At 60.4% G+C, this 13,998-nt stretch carries 17 protein-coding genes; 10 read left to right on the plus strand and 7 right to left on the minus strand.

Annotation, left to right across the window (positions count from 1 at the left end):
• The first annotated feature begins 11 nt into the window (after positions 1 to 11).
• Genes SynMINOS11_RS05875 through sds form a run of 5 tightly spaced genes read left to right on the plus strand, consistent with a single transcriptional unit; the run spans position 12 to position 4,565 of the window.
• Positions 12 to 749, plus strand: a complete 738-nt coding sequence (locus SynMINOS11_RS05875; protein WP_186550475.1) for a 2-phosphosulfolactate phosphatase family protein — start codon at positions 12 to 14, stop codon at positions 747 to 749.
• 30 nt (positions 750 to 779) lie between these two features.
• Positions 780 to 1,598, plus strand: a complete 819-nt coding sequence (locus SynMINOS11_RS05880; protein ID WP_011935573.1) for a carbon-nitrogen hydrolase family protein — start codon at positions 780 to 782, stop codon at positions 1,596 to 1,598.
• Between the two features lie 8 nt (positions 1,599 to 1,606).
• Positions 1,607 to 2,695, plus strand: a complete 1,089-nt coding sequence (locus tag SynMINOS11_RS05885; RefSeq protein WP_186550477.1) for an N-acetylmuramoyl-L-alanine amidase — start codon at positions 1,607 to 1,609, stop codon at positions 2,693 to 2,695.
• Complete coding sequence (gene murI / locus SynMINOS11_RS05890) at positions 2,692 to 3,570, plus strand: glutamate racemase (protein ID WP_011935575.1); 879 nt, start codon at positions 2,692 to 2,694, stop codon at positions 3,568 to 3,570. The genes SynMINOS11_RS05885 and murI overlap by 4 nt, the downstream gene beginning before the upstream one ends.
• Before the next feature lie 23 nt (positions 3,571 to 3,593).
• Positions 3,594 to 4,565: a solanesyl diphosphate synthase gene (gene sds / locus SynMINOS11_RS05895; RefSeq protein ID WP_011935576.1), complete on the plus strand. Its 972-nt coding sequence runs from the start codon at positions 3,594 to 3,596 to the stop codon at positions 4,563 to 4,565.
• Between the two features lie 6 nt (positions 4,566 to 4,571).
• Here sds and SynMINOS11_RS05900 read toward each other — a convergent pair whose 3' ends face one another.
• Both SynMINOS11_RS05900 and SynMINOS11_RS05905 read right to left on the minus strand, forming a co-directional pair.
• Positions 4,572 to 4,841 carry a hypothetical protein gene (locus SynMINOS11_RS05900; RefSeq protein WP_011935577.1) on the minus strand — a complete coding sequence of 90 codons (270 nt, stop codon included), beginning with the start codon at positions 4,839 to 4,841 and terminating at the stop codon, positions 4,572 to 4,574.
• 777 nt (positions 4,842 to 5,618) lie between these two features.
• Entirely contained in the window at positions 5,619 to 5,984 is a 366-nt protein-coding gene (locus SynMINOS11_RS05905; protein WP_186550479.1) for a hypothetical protein, read from the minus strand.
• A 289-nt stretch (positions 5,985 to 6,273) separates the two neighbouring features.
• On the opposite strand from SynMINOS11_RS05905, the gene SynMINOS11_RS05910 reads away from it, so the two are divergent.
• Positions 6,274 to 7,434, plus strand: a complete 1,161-nt coding sequence (locus tag SynMINOS11_RS05910) for a metallophosphoesterase family protein (RefSeq protein ID WP_186550481.1) — start codon at positions 6,274 to 6,276, stop codon at positions 7,432 to 7,434.
• Between the two features lie 2 nt (positions 7,435 to 7,436).
• Positions 7,437 to 9,998: an AAA family ATPase gene (locus SynMINOS11_RS05915; RefSeq protein ID WP_186550483.1), complete on the plus strand. Its 2,562-nt coding sequence runs from the start codon at positions 7,437 to 7,439 to the stop codon at positions 9,996 to 9,998.
• Here the strand turns inward: SynMINOS11_RS05915 and SynMINOS11_RS05920 are convergent.
• The 5 genes from SynMINOS11_RS05920 to SynMINOS11_RS05940 are packed head-to-tail and all read right to left on the minus strand — an operon-like array spanning position 9,907 to position 12,556.
• Positions 9,907 to 10,524 (minus strand): hypothetical protein, encoded by a 618-nt coding sequence (locus SynMINOS11_RS05920; RefSeq protein ID WP_186550485.1) that lies wholly within the window; start codon positions 10,522 to 10,524, stop codon positions 9,907 to 9,909. The two genes, SynMINOS11_RS05915 and SynMINOS11_RS05920, sit on opposite strands and share 92 nt — an antisense overlap.
• The gene (locus SynMINOS11_RS05925; protein WP_186550487.1) at positions 10,521 to 11,048 is read right to left on the minus strand and encodes a PAP/fibrillin family protein; all 528 of its coding nucleotides are present in this window, start codon (positions 11,046 to 11,048) and stop codon (positions 10,521 to 10,523) included. The genes SynMINOS11_RS05920 and SynMINOS11_RS05925 overlap by 4 nt, the downstream gene beginning before the upstream one ends.
• 2 nt (positions 11,049 to 11,050) lie before the next feature.
• Positions 11,051 to 11,308, minus strand: a complete 258-nt coding sequence (locus SynMINOS11_RS05930; RefSeq protein ID WP_011935585.1) for a hypothetical protein — start codon at positions 11,306 to 11,308, stop codon at positions 11,051 to 11,053.
• 7 nt (positions 11,309 to 11,315) lie between these two features.
• Positions 11,316 to 12,134, minus strand: a complete 819-nt coding sequence (locus SynMINOS11_RS05935; RefSeq protein WP_186550489.1) for a PfkB family carbohydrate kinase — start codon at positions 12,132 to 12,134, stop codon at positions 11,316 to 11,318.
• The gene (locus tag SynMINOS11_RS05940) at positions 12,131 to 12,556 is read right to left on the minus strand and encodes a nuclear transport factor 2 family protein (protein ID WP_043736842.1); all 426 of its coding nucleotides are present in this window, start codon (positions 12,554 to 12,556) and stop codon (positions 12,131 to 12,133) included. Before SynMINOS11_RS05940 ends, SynMINOS11_RS05935 begins: the two co-directional genes overlap by 4 nt.
• Before the next feature lie 142 nt (positions 12,557 to 12,698).
• On the opposite strand from SynMINOS11_RS05940, the gene SynMINOS11_RS05945 reads away from it, so the two are divergent.
• Genes SynMINOS11_RS05945 through SynMINOS11_RS05955 form a run of 3 tightly spaced genes read left to right on the plus strand, consistent with a single transcriptional unit; the run spans position 12,699 to position 13,997 of the window.
• A complete protein-coding gene (locus SynMINOS11_RS05945) occupies positions 12,699 to 13,139 on the plus strand; it encodes a cupin domain-containing protein (RefSeq protein ID WP_186550491.1) in 441 nt (146 codons plus the stop codon).
• Complete coding sequence (locus SynMINOS11_RS05950) at positions 13,123 to 13,767, plus strand: class I SAM-dependent methyltransferase (RefSeq protein ID WP_186550492.1); 645 nt, start codon at positions 13,123 to 13,125, stop codon at positions 13,765 to 13,767. Before SynMINOS11_RS05945 ends, SynMINOS11_RS05950 begins: the two co-directional genes overlap by 17 nt.
• Positions 13,767 to 13,997 (plus strand): hypothetical protein, encoded by a 231-nt coding sequence (locus SynMINOS11_RS05955; protein ID WP_011935590.1) that lies wholly within the window; start codon positions 13,767 to 13,769, stop codon positions 13,995 to 13,997. The genes SynMINOS11_RS05950 and SynMINOS11_RS05955 overlap by 1 nt, the downstream gene beginning before the upstream one ends.
• The last annotated feature ends 1 nt before the right edge of the window (position 13,998 follow it).

A 13,998-nucleotide genomic window follows, 5' to 3' on the forward strand; every position in this document is an offset into this window, starting at 1 on the left:
GCTGTTGCCCCATGCGCCTGAGCTACTTCCACAGCCCCGATCGCGTCCCTGCCGAAGGGATGGCCGATGCCGCTGTTGCGATCGATGTGCTGCGGGCCACCACAACCATGGCTTGGGCCCTGCACAACGGAGCTGAAGCGATTCAGGCCTTTGCCGATTTGGCTCAACTGGATGCAGCCGCATCGGCCTGGCCGGATGACCAATCACTCCGCGCTGGTGAGCGCGGCGGCCAAAAGCTGGAAGGCTTTGATCTGGGGAATTCCCCCTTGGCGGTCACGCCTGAGCGGATCGGCGGCCGGCGCATTTTCATGAGCACCACCAATGGCACCCGAGCCCTGGATCGTGTGCGCTCTGCTCCGATGCTGCTCACGGCTGCCCTTGTGAACCGCAGCGCTGTGGCGCAGCGGCTGCTGCAGCACCGCCCTGATCAGATTTGGATGGTGGGTAGCGGCTGGGAAGGGGCGTACTCCCTGGAGGACAGCCTGGCGGCCGGTGCCCTGGCGGATGCCCTGCTCGAGGGCAGTGGGGCGAGCCTGCTGGACTTGGCCGGCAACGATGAAACCTGCGCCGCCCATGCCCTCTGGCAGCAATGGAAAGATCAACCCGAAGCCCTGCTCAGGTTGGCCAGCCACGGCCAGCGCTTGCAGCGCTTGGGCGACCACGATGCTGATCTGGCTTGCTGCGCGGCGGTTGACAGCCTCACGGTGGTTCCGAGCCAGGACGAACCGGGTGTTTTGCGGTTGAGCTGATTACAGTCATTAGCGATTGGGTGATCTGTGGTGAAGAGCTTTCTGGCTGCGGCGTTGCAGTGCACGAGCACCCCTGATCCAGATTCGAATTTTGCCCAGATTGAGGAGCTCATTGATCTGGCGGCCCGTCGCGGGGCTGAGTTGGTTGGCCTGCCCGAAAATTTCGCCTTCTTAGGTGCTGAGAACAAACGTCTCGAGCTGGCACCAACCCTGGCTGAGCGCTGCAGCCGCTTTCTGGTGACCATGGCGCGTCGCTACCAAGTGGCGATCCTTGGGGGTGGTTTCCCGGTTCCAGCCGGTGAAGCCGCCACGTTCAATCGCTCCGAGCTGGTGAGCCGCGATGGTCAGGTGCTGGCCACCTACGACAAGATCCACCTCTTCGATGTCGATCTGCCTGACGGCAATACTTACACCGAATCAGACACGATCACAGCTGGGAGTTCCTTGCCACCGGTGGCAGACCTTCCAGGGCTCTGCCGCGTTGGTCTCTCCATTTGCTACGACGTTCGCTTCCCCGAGCTCTACCGCCATTTGGCAGGAGCCGGCGCTGAGTTGTTGATGGTGCCAGCCGCCTTTACGGCCTACACCGGCAAAGACCACTGGCAGGTGCTGCTGCAAGCCCGTGCCATCGAAAACACCAGCTATGTGCTGGCGCCGGCGCAAACCGGGCTGCACTATGGGCGCCGACAGAGTCACGGCCATGCGCTGGTCATTGATCCCTGGGGCACCGTTCTCGCCGATGCAGGCGTGGGCCCTGGTGTGGCCATCGCCCCGATCGACACCGACCATCTGCAGCGCATTCGCGCGCAGATGCCGAGCCTGCGTCATCGTCGCCCAGCCCTGTTCTGAGCCCGCCCATGTTTGAGGCTCGCCGTTGGGCTTCCAGCCTGATGGCGGGAGTTCTGGCTGCTCAGCTCATCCCCGTGCTGCCGGCCCGTGCCTTCAGCCGTCTTGCGGCTTGGGCCATCACGGCCAAGGGTGAACTGCTGCTGCGCACCTCTCCAAACCTTGATCTTGACGCGTTTTTCAAAGACGGCGATGGCCGCTATGGCGATCGCATTTGGATTGATTTCCCTGGCAGCCCCCAGCGGCCGCGAAAGATCCCAGGCAAAGGCGCCGTTCGCGAAATTCGTGTGGGTATGCCCGAGCGCGGTGTGACGCGCCTGGTGATCGAGTTCAAGCGTGGCGTTGAACTCGACCCATCGAAGCTGCGTTTGGTGGGCCTCGACTGGGACAGCTGGCGAATGCGCTTCCCGCTCCAGGACGCCCGCTTTGTGGCCATGGGTGAAGGCATCCTCCAGCGGGAGGTGGCCTTCACCAGCGCGCCAACCAGGCCCGGACGCTCGAGGGCCCCACTGCGAACCCTCACGGTGGCGAGTCTGCCGTGGGTTCGGCGCGGGGCCTATCGGGTGATGCTTGATCCTGGCCATGGGGGCAAAGACCCGGGCGCTATCGGCATTGGTGGCACCCGCGAAAAAGATGTGGTGCTGGATGTCTCGCGGCAGGTGGCCTCACACCTGCGCAGCAAAGGTGTGGTCGTGAAGATGACGCGCAGCTCAGACGCCACGGTCGATTTGCCTCCCCGCGCCCGTCTATCGAACCAATGGCGCCCTGATGCCTTTGTGAGCATCCATGCCAATGCGATCAGCATGCGTAGACCGGAGGTCAACGGACTCGAGACGTTCTATTTCCAAAGCTTTCAGGGAAAAAAACTCTCCTCCTTGATTCATGACTCAATCCTGAGGACAGTCAGGCGCAAAGACCGAGGGGTCAAGGAGGCGCGGTTCTACGTGATCCGCCGCACCAACAGCCCCGCGAGCCTTGTGGAGCTCGGTTTCCTTACCGGAACCGCCGATGCTGCCGATCTGGCTGACCCTGCCCACCGTCGTCAGCTGGCACTGGCGATCGCCGTGGGAATCCTCAACTATCTGAGAGTGGCCGGATGACCCTGAGCTCTTCTGCTGATGCCCTGAGCCTCTCGTTGCAGCGCGTGGCCACATCGGAGTTCACCGGGTTGCGGCCTCAGGCCCTGTTGGGATTGTTCGATAGCGGTTTGGGTGGCCTAACCGTGTTGCGCCGCTTGCTGAGCCAGCGGCCAGGCCAGCGGTGCGTGTACGTGGGGGATACGGCCCGCGTTCCCTACGGCAGCCGCGACCGCGCTGAAATCCGCTGCATTGCCGCTGAGGTGGTGGGCTGGCTGCGTGAGCAAGGAGCGGAAGCCGTGGTGATGGCCTGCAACACCACCAATGCTTTGGCCCTTGATGTGGCCCAGTCCGAAGCCGGGGTGCCGGTGTTGGGTCTGATTGATGCGGTGGCCCGTCAGGTGCAGCAACAGCGCATTGGCGTCCTTGCCACGGAAGCCACAGCCTCCAGTGGCGCCTACGGCCGCGCATTGCAGGCTCAGCGCCAGGGTTTAACCATCGTTGAGATGGGTTGTCCCGCCTTTGTTCCAGCTGTCGAGGCCCATCAGCTCGACACACCGGCCTTGCGGCGAGCAGCGCAGCGCTATCTCGAACCCCTGCTGGATGCTCGCGTCGAAGCCATCGTTTTGGGCTGCAGCCACTACCCGCTGCTCGAGCCGATGCTGCGCGATCTGCTGCCAGCGGGCGTTGAGCTAATTGATCCAGCCCATGCTCTGGTCGATCTCACCCTGTCGCTTTTTCCTGATCAACGGCGGCCCGCCATTGAGCCAGATCTCAGTGGCTGCCGGGTTGTGGCCACGGGCGATCCCGCTGAATTTGCTGCAGGATCGGCCCGTTGGTTGGGTCAACGGCCCCCGGTTGAGCAGATTTCTCTCCAGCCAGAGGGTCACGGCCACTAGGATCGGCTCACTCAGGCGGAGCCATGTCGACGGTTGCCCAGCTTCTTCAGCCCGTCGAGTCCGACCTCGAGCAGCTTCTCAGCGATTTGCGCGCCTTAATTGGCGCCGGTCACCCCATTCTTCAGGCGGCAGCTGAGCATCTCTTCAGTGCCGGCGGTAAGCGCTTACGGCCCGGAATTGTCTTGTTGCTGAGCCGGGCCCTGGATCCCGCTGGTGAGCTCAGCCTGCGCCACCGGCGCCTGGCCCAGATCACCGAGATGATCCACACGGCCTCGCTGGTTCATGACGATGTTGTCGATGAGGCCAATACCCGCCGCGGTGTGCCCACGGTTCACAGCCGTTTCAACAGTCGTGTGGCGGTATTAGCTGGTGATTTTCTGTTTGCCCAGTCCAGTTGGCATCTGGCCAATTTGGATGACCTTGAAGTGGTCAAGCTTCTCAGCCGCGTGATCATGGATCTGGCGGAAGGTGAAATCCGTCAGGGTCTATTCCGCTACGACACCGGTCAAAGCCTCGAGACCTATCTCGAAAAGAGCTATTGGAAAACAGCGTCTTTGATCGCCAACAGCGCTAAAGCCGCTGGTGTGCTCTCAGAGCTCGAGCGCGATCAGCTCAACCAGCTGCACAGCTTTGGTCGTCAACTTGGTCTGGCTTTTCAGATCGTGGACGACATCCTCGACTTCACGGGCAGTGACGATCAGCTTGGTAAGCCAGCTGCTTCCGATTTGGCGTCTGGAACCCTCACAGCCCCAGTGATCTATGCCATGGAGGAGCACCCCTCCTTGGCGGTGTTGATTGAGCGGGAGTTCAGCGAACCCGACGACCTCGATCAAGCTTTGGGCCTTGTGCGTCAGAGCCAGGGCATCCAGCGGGCGAGGGCCCTAGCTGAATCCATGGCCCGTGAATCCACCACCAATCTCAAGTTCCTGCCGGCCAGCGCCTCGCGTGATGCCTTGATGGAGCTCCCGGACTTTGTGCTGAGCCGGCTGTACTAAGCCGCTCTATTGCTGGCGATAGCGGGGCAACTCATCGCCAATGGTGAACAGAGGTTTGTTCTTTTTGAACCACAGCCAATCCCGTAAAGGAGGCGTTGTGGCCAGCTCTTGGCGGCTGAGTCCCAACTTCAGTTTGTTGCTAGCTGACTCCAGCAAATCAAGCATCGCGTCTGCCGTTGGAGCTTTGGCAAGAGCTGTGTTCCAGCGTTTGTCTCCTTCAATGCCACGCACCAGGGCACTGATTTTTTGTGCTGCCGTGTAGCCGCTGAAATCCAACCAGCCTGTCCCAAAGGTGCTGGGAAGGTATCAGAAATTCTCTGGCCAGGAAGTGGAATTTATGGTGATGAAGCATCCAATTGTGGGCCGACCAGGATTAGGAGTGCTAAGTCACCAGGTGGATCCCGGTCGTGCCGACGCTTGCCCCCTCTTGCATCACCTTGACGGATCAATGGGGTCACCCATGCCTGATTTGTGAGCTGCCACCGCAGATCAATCCAGAGGAAATCAGCCGACTTCACCACCAAATCTTGGTGCATTGTCAACAGGAGCTGCAGCGACACAGTGCATCACGTCCACTGCACTTGTCCTGGCTGCAGGTGGTCAGCTTGCTCGAACAGCGGATTGGTTGTCTGGCCTAAGAATCAGGCTTTGTGGCGCTTGGTTGGAATCGGACGCTGAGGAAATAGCACTGCCCGACCTTCTTGCTGACAGGGGTATTGCAGGGTTCGCCAGCTGCCGCTGCGTGTACTGACTTCGACACCAATAGGGATTGGTTCTTGTTCGGTATGGCCATGATTTTGCCACCAGGATGATGCATCAGTCCAGGCGGAATCAAAGCTTTCGTAAACATCATCCAGAACGGGATGGGGGTCCCCGTTCAGGCTTGTTAAGCGATACATCCGCTGGCTATGCAGGTTCAACAGGCCAGCCAACGTCGCTCCTAACCAACTCTTATCACTATGCCTGATGTGTTGAAACTTTGACGGGCTTTTATAAGTTCTTTGTGCCAACACGATGAATCTTTGCGATTCAACAACTTTTCTCTTCCTAGGTTTATCTACTGAGAAGCGGTCCGCCGTGGTGGCCCTGGCCTTGGCTCCAGTTCCGGGTCGCAACAACAGCCACGGCAATGAGCTCAGAAGGGATGTAGCGACTGGCCAGTCGGGCTTCCAGTTCGCCGTTGATCTCGTGGTTGGGGTATTGCATCAGGACAGCCATCACCTCTTTTTGAGGCAGTAGTTCGCGCACCAGCGGCGAAAGCAGCGAACTCGGCATCAAGGCATCGCCGTTGCGTCCCATGCGGTGTTGAACCACATGGGCCAGTTCGTGCTTGATGACATTGAGATAGGAGTTTTTTTCTCTATTGAGATTCTTTCTGCAGAGGGTCACGCTGCCCACGGCAGGGTCAAATCCGCCCATGGAATGGCGATTGTCTTGACAAAAAGAGGCATGGCTATTGAGGGGGATCCCGCCGAGAACCGCTGCAGCCAGAAGTAGTGGGAAATGAATCAATAATCGACCTCCGAACTATTAAGAGTACCTTAAGCCGCTGGTGTTACTGCCTTGTAACCGCCGCAACAGTTCGCATGGATTTATTCCCCTGTTTTGTGTCTGTTCATGACTGAGCGAAGGGGTTTTGCCTCTGGCACAGGGCATGGGGACGAATCGCCAGTAGTACGCTAGAACTAGCGTTGTTTGAGGGCTGCGCTTGGTTCGCTTTCTGCACACGGCGGACTGGCAGATCGGCAAGCCCTATGCCCGGGTGGTTGATCCAGACCACCGCGCTCGCCTCAAGCAGGTTCGGATTGCTGTGATCCAACGCATGGCGCTGTTGGTGCAACGGCAGCAGCTGGATTTCGTTCTGGTGGCGGGGGATCTATTTGACTCGCCAGCACCAGCCCGCTCAGAGGTTGCTCAAGCTTTGAGTGCCATCGGCCAAATCCCTGCTCCTGTGCTGGTCATTCCCGGGAACCACGACCATGGCGGTCCTGGCAGCCTTTGGCATCAGGGCTGGTTTCAGGAGCTCAGCGCCGATGTCGCCCCCAATCTTCAGATCTTGCTCGAGCGGCAGCCGGTGTCGTTATGCGGGGCTGTGGTGTTGCCGTGTCCCCTGATGCGCCAAACCGCTGTCGAGGATCCGCTCAGCTGGCTGACGCAGCTCGACACCAGTGAATTGCCCGACGGTCCCCGGATTGTTTTGGCCCACGGATCTGTTCAAAGCTTTGCGGCCCTTGATTCCCAGGAGGCCAGCTCCAACCAGCTGTCTCTTGAGCAGCTTCCGCAGGGCCTCTGCGATTACATCGCCTTGGGTGATTGGCACGGCCTCAAGCAGGTCAGCGCCAACGCCTGGTATTGCGGCTGTCCTGAACAGGATCGCTTCCCTCGCACTGCCGATTACGCCAGTTCCCAGGTGTTGCTGGTGGAGCTGGAGCGTGGCTGCTCTCCTGCCGTCAGCATCGAGCCCACAGGCGCCCTGCAGTGGCATCACATCACCATGCGGCTGCAGGGGGATGCTGATCTCGAGTTGCTCGAGCGCCAGGTTCAACAGCATCTGGGTCAGCGCAGTGGTGAAGACCTGTTGCTGCTGGAGCTCGACGGCCAGCTGTCCTTGACCGGTGCCGCACGGCTGGAAGCTTGGCTGACGTCGCTGTCAAGCCGTCTGTTGCGTTTAAAACATCGCCAGCGGGTGCGAACTCTCCCGAGTGACGCCGAACTGGCACCTTTGTTGGACCGGCCTGGTGATCCGTTATTTGCTCGGGTGGTGAGCTCTTTGAAAGAGCAGAGCCTCCAACAGGACAATGCCGAAGAATCGCGCTTGGCCGTTCTGGCCTTGCGGGAGTTGCAACTGCTGGCATCCCAGGAGATCTGACCATGCAGTTGCTTCAGATCACCCTTGAGCATGTGCGCCTGCACCGGCAGTTGAACCTGCCGCTGGCCAGTGGCATCACGGTCCTTGAGGGGGCCAACGAATCGGGCAAGAGCACCTTGGCTGAGGCCATACATCGGGCGCTGTTTTTGCCAGCGCGCACTGCCGGGGCTGCTTTGAACCAACTCCGCACACGCCCCTTTGAGGCCGATCCCACCATCAGCCTGCAGTTCAGTGCAGATGGCAACACCTACCAGCTGCGCAAAACCTTCGCGGGAAGCCGCGGCAGCGTCAGCCTCAGCGACGCCGCCGGCAGCGTTCTGGAAGGGGAACGGGCTGAAGAGCGCCTGGCCCAGTTGGTCGGCGCTTCAGCCGTTCGTGGCGGCAATCTCGGACGTTTGCGCGAGCGTTGGGCTCACCTTTGGGTGTGGCAAGGGCAGGCAGGTGTTGATCCCTTGAGCCTGGCTCCGGCCACGATTGATCAAGAGCGCTTGCTCCAACAGCTCCAGCATCAAGCCCAAACCATCCAATCAGGCTTTGATCAGCAGATTCAACAGGCGATTCGCCAGCGTTGGTCCCTCAGCCACACCGATGGTGGACGCGAAGGGCGTGCGGGCTCTGAACTTGATCGTGCGCTGAAAGCGGAAGCCAAGGCCGCCGAAAACCTCAGCCAATTGGAGCAGGACGAGCATGCTCAGCAGCAGGCCCAGCGGGATTTTGCTGAAGCTGCGAGTGCATTGCAGGCCCTCGATGTCCAGTTGCCATTGCTCAAGCAACGTCAACAGCTCCAGGACCAACAGCAGCGCGTTCAAGAGCAGTTGTCGCAATGGCAACCCGTGTTGCAGCGCGGCGAGCAAGCAGCCGAACACCTTCAGCAGCTGCGGCACTCACTTGCTCCGTCGCAAGCGCAGCTCGAGGCGCTGCAACAACGCCTGCCAGAGACCGAGCTCAGCTTTAAAGCCGCCAGCGAAGCATTGGATCAAGCCATCGCTCAGGCGGAAACCTTGCAGCAGTGGATGCGCGTTTTGCAGTTGCAACAGCAGGCTGATCAGCTGCAAGCGCTAGCCATCCGCAGCGCTGAGCTCAAGCAGAGGGCCGAGCAGCTACCAGCCCTGGAGCCGGCGGATCTTGAGTCTCTGCAACAGCTCGAGCGTTCGCATCAGGATGCGGCCGTTGCCTTGGCGAGCCTCAGCACGGGCCTCGAGCTCACAGCCACCGATCAAGCCCTGTTGCTCAACGACCAACCGCTTCGGGCAGGGGATGCGCTCGATCTGGATCAAGACGCTGAATTGCGCTCGGCTTCAGGTGGCTTTGTGTTGCAGATTCGTCCTGGCGGTGCCGGTCGCTTGGACCAGCTGCGCCAAACCAAGGCCCAGTTGGACCAGCAGCTTTCAGCAGCGCTGCAGCGCTGGAACCTGTCGGATGTTAAGGCCGCCAAAGCTTCCGAGCGCGAACGCCGCGAGTTGATCGCTGAATGGCGCCAACTCCGCTCCCAACAAGGAGCGATTGCCGTGGATCAACTACGCCAACAGATCGCTGCCTTGCCCGAACCGCCAAAGGATGCCGATCTGAGCCAATTGCGGGAGCAGCTGGATGCCCTGGTGCCCCAAGGCAAAGCGTTGCGGCTACAGCGCAATCAAGCCGAGGCCGATCTCAGCCAGCAGCGCCAGCAGTTGGAGCAATTGCAGGCCTCCTGCCAGAGCGACTTGCAACATCAGACCCGGGCGCAAACCGTGCTGGAGGAAGTGCAACAAAGCCATGGTGGATTAGAGAGCTTTCGGCAGCAGGTGTCTCGTCTGCAGCAGGAGCTCAAGCAGGGTCAGCAGCAGCTGCAACGGCTCGATGAGCAATTGCAACGTCAGGGTGTGCACCGTCTTGATGGCGTGAGCCCTGTTGCGGTTCAACACCAGCGTGATCAATGGCTGCAGCAACGGGCCGCTAGCCGGGCCCTCTTGGAAAGCCAAGGGGAGCGGGGCTTACAGGAACAACTCGAGATGGCCCGGGCTGATCTCGAGGATTGCGCCTCACAGCGCCAAACCCTGCAGGATGAAGCTCGGATGCTGAATCTGCTGCTCCAAACTTTCGAGCAGGAGCAGGCCCAGCTTTCTGAGAGCTACAGCGCTCCTTTGGCCGACTCCCTTGAGGCCTACCTGCGTTGTTTCACCAAGGCCCCATCACGGCTTGGCCTGCGGTTTGATCCGCGCCAAGGTTTTGTTGATCTCGATTGGCAGCGGGATTCAGGCGTTGCTTGGGGATTTGACGATCTCAGCGGCGGAACTCGGGAGCTCTTGGCTGCTGCTGTGCGCTTGGCGATGGCAGAGGTGTTGGCAGCTGCCTACGACGGCGTCTTGCCGGTGCTTTTCGACGATGCCTTCACCAATGTCGACCCCAGCCGCTGGTCTGCCCTCAACGCCATGTTCCAGCGCGCTCGGGAGCGAGGCGTTCAGGTGTTGCTGCTCAGCTGTGATCCGAATTTCAGTGCTGCCATTCAGCCGGATGTGCTGCACCAGCTGCCGCTGCGGACGTCAACGCCAACAGCGCTCCATCGGCGCCGTAGTGCCGCTTAATAGCCAGCCAGGTTCCATTGGTTTGTTGCCATTGCAGTGAACAGTTGCGGCCATCCAGCAGCATCTGTAGATCCGGTTGCAAGCTCCAGCAGTGGCGATCGCCATGGCTTTCGATCGAGCAGCGCAATGGCGTTTCTGGCTCCTCGAGTGGAATGCCGGCGCGGGCTTCTTGCACCATCACGAGTGAGTGCAGACCACCGCTGTTGCCTCGGACGATCAAACGCCGGCGCTGTTGTCCAACGGCCAAACACAGCTCATAGTTCCAATTCCAGGGGGTGAACGGATCAGGCCCCAGGCTCCAATGGCCCGCTGGATCCACTTGCATCGCAGCCGGCAGCTCGCCAAAGCGCATCGTGCGGGTTTGTCCGGTGCTGCAGTCGGTCAACGCTGCGACGACCTGATCAGCTTCGTCATGCACCTGCAGCACTGTGTTGAAGCGTGTTTGCTCAACGCCGGCATGATCCAACCGGATGAAGAGTCCATGCCACTCGCCGCTGTTGTGCTCGAGCAGGGCGCGACGACTCAAGGCAGCAAGACAGAGGCCTCGAGATCATGGCGCTTGCGCAGGGCAAACAGCGTGCCGTTCTGCCCGCGGCACAGTCGAAGCTCATCGCTGAGGGCGGTGATATCCAGCCAAGCCGGAAAGCGTTGTTGGATCCCCGCCATCAGATTGGCCCGCCAACCCGCGAGTTGTGGTCCGACTAAGCCGCCGCGTCGAAACCGCACCAGAACCCGTTTGGGCGGTTCTAGGGTCAATTCCGCTTCCACAGCCACCCCGGCTGCGGCAAGTGGAGGCGGCAGCCGCAGCAGATTCATGCCACGTCCTTGGCTAGGCATCAACACCTGCAAATTTTCAAGCCAGGGCTGCACCTGCAGATAGGGCTGGCTGGAGCTGCTCCAGCGCAACTCCCAAACTCCCTCGAGCTGTTGCTGTTGAGCCACCTGCGCCAGATCAATCGTGGCGGCAGCCTCAAGTGCCTTGATCAGGCTTTCAACGTTGTCGCGGTCGGGCTTGGCGTCTTGCAAGAGAGCCAGCAACTCGCTTTCCATGCTCAATCCTCGGTGAGGAAATAGGCCTCGGATTCCAGGGCCTCCAATTGATCGTCCAAGCGGGCTTCCTGCTGTTGTTGGTCCTGCTTGGCTTCTTCCAGCAGGCGCTCCACCAACGCGAGTTTCTCTTGGGTATCGCGCAACCCCTCTTTGCGTGCCTGCACGTCCACCCGCTGGCGCGCAGCAGCAGCGCTGAGGTTGAGGCAGCTGGCCAAGCGAGCGCAAGCCGTCAGAAAGTCACGATCGCGGATCCCAGCCATGGATGCCTCAGAGTCCCACCATCATCGCTGCGTAAGCGCCAACCCCATCGATGCAGTGGGAACCGCAGCGGCATCCCAGGGCGATGGCCTGCTGCGAGCCCATGCCCATGGCCAAACCCGCGGTGACACCAGCGGCAAAACAATCCCCGGCTCCGTAGGTGTCGCCTTGGGGCTCCCCCCGGTCTATGGCGGCAAAGCGTCCCCCAGGTTCACTCCAGCCTCCCTGGTCTCCTTCGGTGGCAATCCGCAGTGTGGGGGGATGGCTTAAGGATCCGTCTGGCACCTGCTCGCTCGGATCGCGCCCGCTGCCGATCAAGGCATCGAGCTGAACGCCCGACGCCTCCAGGATCCCTAAACCTGTTCGCGGAGTGGCGGTCAGCACCGCGGCCTTGCGCGCTAACCGCAGTCCTGCTGCATCGCTGGCAGTGACGTACACCCCATCGCAGTGGGTTAACTCATCCCATGGCAGCGCATCACCCGCCTGGGGGCTTAACCGTTGCCCCACCACGGTGATGCTTCGCTCACCATCAGCATCGATGTAGGTGATGGCCCGCCGTGTGGGCTGATCACGCCACACCACCGAAACCCTGAGCCCCAGCGCCTGGAGCTGCTGGAGAGCCTGTTCACCAAGCGAATCACGGCCAAGAGCCGTGATGAAGTGGGCGCTACCCACCAAGCGGGCCAGCTGCACTGCCGCCACCGCCCCGCCACCAGCGGGCTGAGCCAACAGGCCCTCTGCATGGAGGATTTGCCCAGGCTTCGGCAGGTGCGGCACCCGCAGGAATTCCACCCACTCGGTGTGCCCCACCACCGCCAGCTCGCTCATGAGACAAAGCGCTTGTACATCCAGCGCACGAAGGGGCCGAGTAGGGGAACCGGGCCAAAGGTTGGACCAACGAAATCGAAGTAGTCGCGGTGATCGTCGATCAACCCTTGCCCATCAAAATGCAGGCGACTCACCCCGGGGTACACAAATTCGATGCCGCGAATCTTCAGGCCCAGGGTCCACTCCACAAAGGCCACATCCCCCTCGATGGCAACGGCGGCTGGTTTGAGCATCACGTCGTCACAGCGTTTGACCAACCCTTCTTGCGCTTCGAGGTAGGCCTTGAGACCTTGCTTCTCTTGGGTTGGATCAATGAAATGCACCCCTTCGGCGTAGAACGCTCGCCACTGGTCTTCCGTTGGAGCGGTCTCCCCATACGGTTTGTCGAACAGTTGCTCAAGTCGTTCGCGGCTGGGCAGCATCTCTGCGGTACGAGGCATAGGCCACTGTGCCAAGCGTCCCGGCGCAAGTCCAGTTCGAGAATTTTGAGACGAAATTAAAGGTGTAGCCCATCAGCTACTCCTCACACACCCCCAGAGGCTCCGTGCAGACGGGGCTTTTTTTGTGTCTCTCAACAATCTCAGCCAGCAGCTGATCTCTGATCTGAAACTTCAGCCCCATCCAGAGGGTGGTTTTTACCGCGAGTGCCATCGCTCTGAGGTGGTGGTTCAACGCAGCGACGGGCAGCCGCGTCAGGCCTGCACGGTGATCGATTTCTTGCTTCCAGCTGGTGTGGTGAGCGCCTGGCATCGGGTCTTGGGTGCCGATGAGATATGGCACTACAGCGCCGGCGCCCCCGTGGAGTTACTGCGTCAGCAGCCCGGAGGTCGCGTGGAAACCCTCGAGCTCGGACCATTCCCGCAGCCCACCTGGCAATTGATCAAGGCTGATCAGTGGCAAAGCGCCCGCAGCCTGGGCGACTGGAGCCTGGTGCATTGCACGGTGTCGCCAGGATTTTGTTTTGATGACTTCGAGTTGATCGCTGGCGATGGCCGTACTGACTGAAGACCAACGCCGCAAGTGGGACGAAAGCAACGACGATCTGTTTTATGCCGAGCCGCGCTTTGTTCAGCATCTCGATGAGGCGTTTCGTCGCCGCTTAACGCAGCTCTACCGGCAGAGGATCCCCCCCTGTGCGGTGGTGCTGGATTTAATGAGCAGTTGGGTCAGTCATCTGCCCGATGAAATCAGCTATCAGACGGTGATCGGCCATGGACTGAACACCGCTGAATTGGAGGCCAACCCGCGGCTCGATCGCCATTGGCGCCAAAACCTCAACCGTGATCAACAGCTGCCTTTGAAGGATGCCAGTGTTGATGCCTGCTTGATCGTGGCGGGTTGGCAGTACCTGCAACAGCCCGAGGCGGTGGCCCGTGAGCTATGGCGTGTGCTTCGGCCCGATTCGCAATTGATCGTGGCCTTCAGCAATCGCATGTTTTTCACCAAGGCGCCCCAGATATGGGCCGATGGTTCCGATCGTGATCACCTCAGCTACGTGGCTGAGGTGTTGATGGCCCAAGGCTGGCCGCAACCGGAGTTGATTGCTGAAGACACGCAGGCCAGCGGTGTGATGGGCTGGATTGGTGGCAAAGGCGATCCCTTTTTCGCGGTCATCGCCACCAAGCCAGCCTGATGCTGGATCCCTCAGAACAACTGCGCTTGCGAGCCAGGCTGCTGGAATTTCTCAAATTTCGGGTCTTGGCCTCCCAAGAGGCATTTTTTGAGCCTTGGCAACGGGGGGATGGGAGCGATGCCGAGCGCTTTCGTCAATGGCTTGGCGGCCTTTGGCCTGAGGCGTTACGGCTCAACGATCACGACCTTTTGGCCGTTCTCGATCAAGCCCGAACGCTCTACGTGAATTGAC

It is taken from the genome of Synechococcus sp. Minos11 (assembly GCF_014279855.1).
Lineage (GTDB): Bacteria > Cyanobacteriota > Cyanobacteriia > PCC-6307 > Cyanobiaceae > RCC307.

What these genes read in the sequence shown, in the direction of transcription:
- SynMINOS11_RS05875 (WP_186550475.1), top strand. Translation starts at nt 12, where the DNA reads ATGCGCCTGAGCTACTTCCACAGCCCCGATCGCGTCCCTGCCGAAGGG.
- SynMINOS11_RS05885 (WP_186550477.1), top strand. Translation starts at nt 1,607, where the DNA reads ATGTTTGAGGCTCGCCGTTGGGCTTCCAGCCTGATGGCGGGAGTTCTG.
- murI (WP_011935575.1), top strand. Translation starts at nt 2,692, where the DNA reads ATGACCCTGAGCTCTTCTGCTGATGCCCTGAGCCTCTCGTTGCAGCGC.
- sds (WP_011935576.1), top strand. Translation starts at nt 3,594, where the DNA reads ATGTCGACGGTTGCCCAGCTTCTTCAGCCCGTCGAGTCCGACCTCGAG.
- SynMINOS11_RS05905 (WP_186550479.1), bottom strand. Translation starts at nt 5,984, where the DNA reads ATGGGCGGATTTGACCCTGCCGTGGGCAGCGTGACCCTCTGCAGAAAG.
- SynMINOS11_RS05915 (WP_186550483.1), top strand. Translation starts at nt 7,437, where the DNA reads ATGCAGTTGCTTCAGATCACCCTTGAGCATGTGCGCCTGCACCGGCAG.
- SynMINOS11_RS05925 (WP_186550487.1), bottom strand. Translation starts at nt 11,048, where the DNA reads ATGGAAAGCGAGTTGCTGGCTCTCTTGCAAGACGCCAAGCCCGACCGC.
- SynMINOS11_RS05930 (WP_011935585.1), bottom strand. Translation starts at nt 11,308, where the DNA reads ATGGCTGGGATCCGCGATCGTGACTTTCTGACGGCTTGCGCTCGCTTG.
- SynMINOS11_RS05935 (WP_186550489.1), bottom strand. Translation starts at nt 12,134, where the DNA reads ATGAGCGAGCTGGCGGTGGTGGGGCACACCGAGTGGGTGGAATTCCTG.
- SynMINOS11_RS05940 (WP_043736842.1), bottom strand. Translation starts at nt 12,556, where the DNA reads ATGCTGCCCAGCCGCGAACGACTTGAGCAACTGTTCGACAAACCGTAT.
- SynMINOS11_RS05950 (WP_186550492.1), top strand. Translation starts at nt 13,123, where the DNA reads ATGGCCGTACTGACTGAAGACCAACGCCGCAAGTGGGACGAAAGCAAC.
- SynMINOS11_RS05955 (WP_011935590.1), top strand. Translation starts at nt 13,767, where the DNA reads ATGCTGGATCCCTCAGAACAACTGCGCTTGCGAGCCAGGCTGCTGGAA.